Genomic DNA, 6,775 nt, shown 5'->3' with positions numbered 1-6,775 from the left:
AATATAAAAGATCTTTACCCGCAGAACTATAAGCAAATTATTGACAAATCAAATATGTAGTTCGTAGGGCGGATACGCATTCTGGCATTAAAGGAAACAAAAGATACTATTGTAGTTACCTTTAAAGACAAAAGTCTAGTTCAGGGCGAGTTGAAAAAGTCCGTGCGCTTACGAATTCGCATAATGCAATGAGAATGAGCAATAGTAAGTTAAAAATGTCATCTAATTTTAGTGATACCTTAGCATACGTTGTCGACTTTGCAGATGAAGGTGGTTTTCTGCTTATTGCCGCAGATCGAAGGGTAGAAGTTCCGCTTTTAGCCTTCGTTGATTCAGGAAGTTTACAAGACACTATATATAACGGCGGGCTAGGCGCATTCTTAGGTATGGCAGAAATGGGGATCAAACAGTCTATTTATGACTACGAAAAAATGAAAGATTCAGTAAGCGCAGAGCTTAAACAAAAAGGGATCGCGTTACCACAATTAGTGTCATCTGCAAGCTATGGAGACGACGAGTACGACTATGAGGGCGAAATCTATTATGAAACCTCCCTTGCCTACCAGAATAGAGTTATATATAAGAAAGACCCATTAATTACCACAAAATGGTCTCAAAATGCACCCTTTAACGACAATGTCAGATATAATAGTTGTAGCTCCGGTACCTCCCCTGCAGGTTGTGTACCTGTAGCTGTCGGTCAATTGATGGCCTTTTGGAAATATCCAACAACACTTTATAACCATTCCTACAATTGGACGTCCATAAATCAATATCCAACTCTAAATCAGATGCAAAATACTGCCCCCGTTAGCGTAAAGGCGCAAGTAGCCAATTTAATGGATCAATTGGGCCGAAGGATGGATTCCGACTATTCCTGTGAAACAACAGGCACTAAGAGCAATAAAGCAGCAGAGATGCTTACTGCTGCGGGTTTCTCACATGGAAGTATGCAATCTTATAATTATAATACTGTCGTCTCATCTATTAATAACGGTCAACCTGTATTTGGACGAGGAAATTCTGGACAAGTTAAAGTTTTAGGTATAGTCGTCGGTTATACGGGTGGGCATGCGTGGATTATCGACGGATATTTGACTACCGAGACTAAATATAACTATATTGCAGAAAGAAGATCGAGGACGGATGGAGCAATTATTGATAGATGGACAGGAAGTGATATTTCAAATTCTCACTATCACCATGTCAATTGGGGTTGGGGAGGCATTAGAGATGGGTATTATGCCGGTTATTATTTCGATGCCAACAATTTTCCTGACTTTAATTCCAATGTACCTGTCTATAGCAAATCGCTTGATAGCGATGGCGAATCCAATAATTATCAATACAACTTAGAAATTATTCCATTTATAAGAAAATAAACGAACTTTAAATCCAGAACTAAAAACATGAAAGATATCATCATCATTATAAGTGCATTCTTGATAGTAGCAAGCGGGTGCGACAAAGGAAAGCTAGACTCACCTCCATATCCTCCCGGCACGAAGAAGTCTTATGTCCAACGTTATTTAGCTACGGATACGCTCACTATTTTAGAAAGAATTGGTGCCATTATTGAGAACAATGAGCTAAACCTAAGTAAGGCGTCTTTAGTGCACCATGAAGAAAATAAAGGGAAGACATTTGGCTTAGCAGATAATATCATGTTATTTGCCTCTTTGGAATGGAAGGAAGGATTTAGAGATGGATTTTTCGATTATACCGAAGCGCAAGGATATGATGAAAAATATGCTCCTATGGCCGGAGATACCTATTATAATGCTGAGCCAGTTTTTGGACTGAGGTCTGTGCCAATAGCAATTGTTGATATCTTGCAAAGCATCGAGATTACCGCCGACAGCGATTTTTCACCGGAACTTCCTGCGGGCACTAATTTAAGCCATCTTTTCAAAATTTACTTTGAAGATCCTTATCTGGTAATCCAAAACGAATACCGACAGCCTGATGGAGGCTATCGGCTCTCGGGCATTAATTACAGCATCTTCCCGCATGCTGTTACCGGAGGTAAGTTAGATGAAATTAATTTTCCTGAAAAGCCCTTTATCGGAAATACCTACATGTGCGTTCTTGATCAGTTGCCGAAAGAGCCAGGTGCGTATAAATTCAAGGTCCGGATAAAGAAAACAAACGGAGAAGTCATCGAAAATATAAGCCGGCCTATACCGATCGAAGGGACGAACTAAAGCCCTTTCTCACCCTTTCAACCTCGGCAGCCCGATCTCGTGTTCCTGCGGATAAGGCGCGCGATGCGTCATGCTCACATCCTCACGGATGTGGCCATGCACCTTGTACTGGCTATCGCGGTCGTGGTTGTACCGCGGGTCCGGGATAAAAGGCAGCTTGGCCATCTTATGGATCGTGAGGGTAGGGAAGTGGTAGTCCACCTCCACCGTGCCGAGCAATAAGTAGCAGCCACCGCCCTTGAAAGGATAGCGCTCCAAGCAGTCCGGAAAATGCGCCGTATCAAAATAATCACCGTTCACATCGATCCACGTCCCAAAATACATCACACCTCGTTTTGTCGGCACATGCTTCCGTGCAATCAGATAAGCCAGCATCCGGACCTCCTTCTTGTGGCAGTTCACCAGATCAGCCGCCATCACATCCCCCCGGAAGGCTGTTTGCAGCAGATCAAAAGGCGAGCAGGAAACCGGAAAGCCCAGCAGTTCGATCTCATCAAAAGCATCCTCGAAGTAAGAGCGCTCCAGCTTCGGGAGCGACCACTCCTTGGCCGGTTCCTGCAACAAGAGCGGCATGCGCTGCTCCGGTTTAAAATTCACCAGCAGCAGCCTCGCCTGCACCAATAGCTCACTTTTCGACCTCCCCGTAAAACGGAAAGCCCCTATAAAGATGAGCAGCTGCACCCCCTCGATACCGATCGGTATACGCCGCACAAAATCCTCCAGTGACGCGAAATCGCCGTTGCGTTTACGCTCTTCCACAATACCCTCTGCCAGCCTGTTTTCCAGCCCCTGCAGGAGCATCAATCCAAGATATACCTCCCGGCCATGTAACGAGGTCTCATAACCACTTTTGTTTATACATGGGTTCAAGATAAGCGCGCCCGACATGCGCGCCTCATGCACGTACACCTCCGTGCGGTAAAAACCACCCTGGTTATTGATCACCGCCACCATAAACTCCAGCGGATAATACACTTTCAAGTAAAGACTCTGGTAACTCTCCACCGCATAAGAAGCCGAATGCGCCTTACAGAACGAATAGCCAGCGAACGACTCGATCTGGCGGTACACCTCGCGGCTCAGCTCCTCCGAATGCCCAAGGCGCGCGCAAGACGCAAAAAAGTTATCCTTCACCCGCTGCAAGGCCGAGAGCGACCGGCCCTTTCCGCTCATGGCCCGCCGCAGGATATCCCCATCAGCCGCCGACAGACCACCAAAATGCATCGCGATCTTGATCACGTCCTCCTGGTACACCATGATGCCGTACGTATCGCCCAGATGCTCCTCAAAGACCTCGTGGAAATATTCAAAACGATCCGGGTAATTATGCCGGAATATATACTCTTTCATCATGCCCGATTGCGCCACCCCGGGACGGATGATGGAGGAAGCCGCCACCAGCGTAGGGTAGTTGTCGCACTTGAGACGGCGCAGCAGCCCGCGCATGGCCGGCGACTCAATGTAGAAGCAGCCGATCGTCTGGCCACGGGCCAGAAAATCATTACAGCGCATTTCACCCTTGGAGAGCGTCGTATCCCGGATATCCACCTGTATCCCTCGGTTTTTCCTGATCAGCTTCACCGCGTCGTTGATACTGCCCAAACCCCGCTGGCTCAAGATATCGAACTTCTCAAAACCGATATCCTCCGCCACGTGCATATCAAACTGTACAATCGGAAAACCTTTGGGCGGCATTTCCAGTGCGGTGTAATCCGTTATCGGAGCCTCCGATATCAATATCCCACAGGCATGCATACTCCGCTGGTTCGGAAACTTCTCGAGCATCTTACCATACTTATGTACAGCCGCCACCACCGCGTTGTCATCGTGCGCCTCCATCGGCTGGGTTGCCAGCCCATCCAGCTCCTCCTTTGGTAGGCCAAATACCTTGCCCACTTCCCGGAATATCGAGCGGTACTTAAACTCCACGTTCGTACCGCAGAACGCCACATGCTCCTTTCCATAGCGGTCAAAGATATATTGTAATATCACATCCCGTTCCTGCCAGCTCCAGTCGATATCAAAATCAGGCGGCGTCTTGCGGTTCAGGTTCAGGAAGCGCTCAAAATACAGATCGAGCTCCAACGGGCATATATCCGTAATGCCCAGACAATATGCCACAATGCTGTTCGCCCCGCTGCCCCGGCCCACGTGCATAAAGCCCATGCTGTTGCTATAACGTACGATATCCCAGGTAATCAGGAAATAACCGCTGAATCCCAGCTCATCGATTACCCGTAGCTCCTTGTCCACCCGTTCGCGGGCAGGCCGGTTTTTCTCCCCATAGCGCTTTTTCAAGCCCGCGTAAGCCAAGCCCGTCAGCAGCTTAATATCACCCTCCCGGTTTCCCGTATAATGCCTTTTGTTCTTGGGCGTGGCGAAATCAAATTCAAAATTACAAGCGTCCATTATCCGTGCCGTATTGGCCACGATCTGCGGGTAATCCCCGTATATGTCCAGCAGCTCCCCGGCAGGCCTCATATATTCATCCACCCGGCAGCAATCCTCTTCCGACAACCGGGACAGCACCACGTTCAGGTCAATCGCCCGTAAGATACGGTGCAGGTTATGCTCCCGCTTGCCCGACACCGCTACGGGGTTTAGCGCCACCATCCGGGGCAGCAACCTTTTCCACTTTTCCTGAACCAGCAAGTTCAGTTCGCCGGGGCGGATGCCGATATAGTCATCCGTGCCCAGCTGCTGCGGCACGTTGGAAAGCGGATAGATGGTGATCGCGTCGCCGAAAGCCGGAGCCTGATCGGGTAGGGGCGTACCCTCGCAGTTACGGGCCGTGAGCAGGCGGCACAGCTCGCCGATACCCCGTTGCGTTTTCGCCAGGCCGATGTATCGCAGCCGGTTTCCCTCACGGAATTCCATACCCACCACCGGCTTTATCCCTTCCTGCTTGCAGACTTTGGCAAAATCATAGATTCCCGTCACCGTATTGATGTCTGTCAGGGCCAACGAAGTTACCCCACAGGCAAGTGCCTGCTGCACCAGTGTTTCCAGCGGAAGCGTGCCGTAGCGCAGGCTGTGGTAGGAGTGGCAGTTCAGGTACATGTTTAGACCTCCTCCCTACGTAACCCCTTGAATCCCGAAGCCCGGCCCACTTTATCCACACCAAAGCGGTTCTTGATGCGGTCCATCGCCTGGTAGAGCGCCACCATTTCCTGTGTATCCTCAAAGATGTCGATCTGTAGGCTGCCGCGCACCAGATTCGTCAGGCGCACACCGATCAGCCGGATGCGCATGCGCCTGTTGTACAATTTGTCGAATAGCTCCATTACGCAGCGCGACAGCGTATGGTCCGCCGAAGTATACGGGATGCGGCACTGCTTGGTCTCCGTGTCGAAATTAGCGTAACGTATTTTCACCACCACAGTAGAAGTCAGCCACTGCTCGCTGCGCAGCTGATAGGCGAGTTTCTCCACCATACCGCCGATTATGCTGCGTAGCTTAGCCAGGTCGATCGTATCCTGCCCGAAAGTATGCTCGGTCGAAATCGATTTACGTTCGGTGTAAGGTTCTACAGGCGTATAATCTATGCCATTGGCTTTTTTCCAGAGGTCGATACCATTCTTGCCGATCATCTGCTGCAATACCTCCATCGGCATATCCGCTAGCGTATGTATCTGCCGGATGCCTATACGCGAGAGCAGCTGGAAGGTGGCATCGCCCACCATGGGTATCTTTTTGATCGACAGCGGGTTCAGGAAAGGGCGCACCATCCCTGCGCCGATCTCCTTCTTGCCTAGCGGTTTTGCCTCGCCGGTACCGATCTTGGCCACGGTCTTGTTTACCGAGAGCGCAAAGCTGATCGGTAGTCCCGTATGGTGGGTGATAGATTTGGAAAGTTCCTCCGTCCACTTATAGGCGCCAAAAAACCGGTCCATACCCGTGATATCGAGGTAGTGCTCATCAATGCTTGCCTTCTCTACCACCGGTGCTTTTTCTTCGATCACCTCCGTCACCATATGTGAAAGCTTGGAATATCGTTCCATATCGCCCTTCATTACTTTGGCCTCCGGGCATAAGCGCAGCGCCATCTTAATGGGCATGGCCGAGCGCACCCCAAAATAGCGTGCCTCATAAGAACAGGAGGCTACCACGCCGCGTTCCCCACCACCGATAATCACCGGCATGCCCTTCAGCTTGTCGTTGTTCAAGCGCTCGCAGGACACGAAAAACGTGTCCAGATCCATGTGTACTATTGCGCGTTCCATGTTATACCTTTCCTGTTAAATTTCATACAAAGCTATGTTGAAATACTAAAAATATTAGTATGTTTGTTGTTCAAAATTGGAACAATGTTGTATCTGGCTGACAATATGAAATATCTGCGCGCGAAGTGGGGGCGGTCACAGCAACAGCTGGCCGACGAGCTGGGTATCACCCGTACGCGCTATTCCAAGTATGAGTATGGTATGGCCGAGCCGCCGATAGATTTGTTGGTCAAGATCGCGCGGTATTATGGGCTGAGCATTGATGACATCATTTCGGTGGATCTATCGCGCGTCTTGATGCGTATTGATTATTCTCGTTAAAATAACTAATTTGCGAGGGAAACCATC

At 49.3% G+C, this 6,775-nt stretch carries 5 protein-coding genes and 1 pseudogene; 4 read left to right on the top strand and 2 right to left on the bottom strand.

Annotated elements, in window-relative coordinates; translation table 11 throughout:
- Window positions 1–179: 179 nt before the first annotated feature.
- The 3 genes and pseudogenes from FXV77_RS22630 to FXV77_RS21220 all read left to right on the top strand — a co-directional run.
- Window positions 180–383: pseudogene (locus FXV77_RS22630) on the top strand (Spi family protease inhibitor); the annotation flags it as partial.
- 3 nt (window positions 384–386) lie between these two features.
- On the top strand, window positions 387–1,382 hold the full coding sequence (locus FXV77_RS21225) for a C10 family peptidase (protein ID WP_317132169.1): 996 nt from the start codon (window positions 387–389) through the stop codon (window positions 1,380–1,382).
- Window positions 1,383–1,409: 27 nt separating this feature from the next.
- Window positions 1,410–2,204, top strand: coding sequence for a hypothetical protein (locus FXV77_RS21220; protein ID WP_148921252.1), 795 nt, complete (start codon window positions 1,410–1,412; stop codon window positions 2,202–2,204).
- A 9-nt stretch (window positions 2,205–2,213) separates the two neighbouring features.
- Here the strand turns inward: FXV77_RS21220 and FXV77_RS21215 are convergent, their stop codons facing one another.
- Window positions 2,214–5,264 (bottom strand): DNA polymerase III subunit alpha, encoded by a 3,051-nt coding sequence (locus FXV77_RS21215; protein WP_148921251.1) that lies wholly within the window; start codon window positions 5,262–5,264, stop codon window positions 2,214–2,216.
- A 2-nt stretch (window positions 5,265–5,266) separates the two neighbouring features.
- Complete coding sequence (gene dinB, locus FXV77_RS21210) at window positions 5,267–6,406, bottom strand: DNA polymerase IV (protein WP_246162553.1); 1,140 nt, start codon at window positions 6,404–6,406, stop codon at window positions 5,267–5,269.
- On the opposite strand from dinB, the gene FXV77_RS21205 reads away from it, so the two are divergent.
- On the top strand, window positions 6,407–6,748 hold the full coding sequence (locus tag FXV77_RS21205; protein ID WP_222867846.1) for a helix-turn-helix transcriptional regulator: 342 nt from the start codon (window positions 6,407–6,409) through the stop codon (window positions 6,746–6,748).
- Window positions 6,749–6,775 lie beyond the last annotated feature (27 nt).

The sequence above is a fragment of the Sphingobacterium phlebotomi genome, assembly GCF_008180195.1.
Lineage (GTDB): Bacteria > Bacteroidota > Bacteroidia > Sphingobacteriales > Sphingobacteriaceae > Sphingobacterium > Sphingobacterium phlebotomi.
This window is presented reverse-complemented; position numbering and strand designations above follow the sequence as displayed.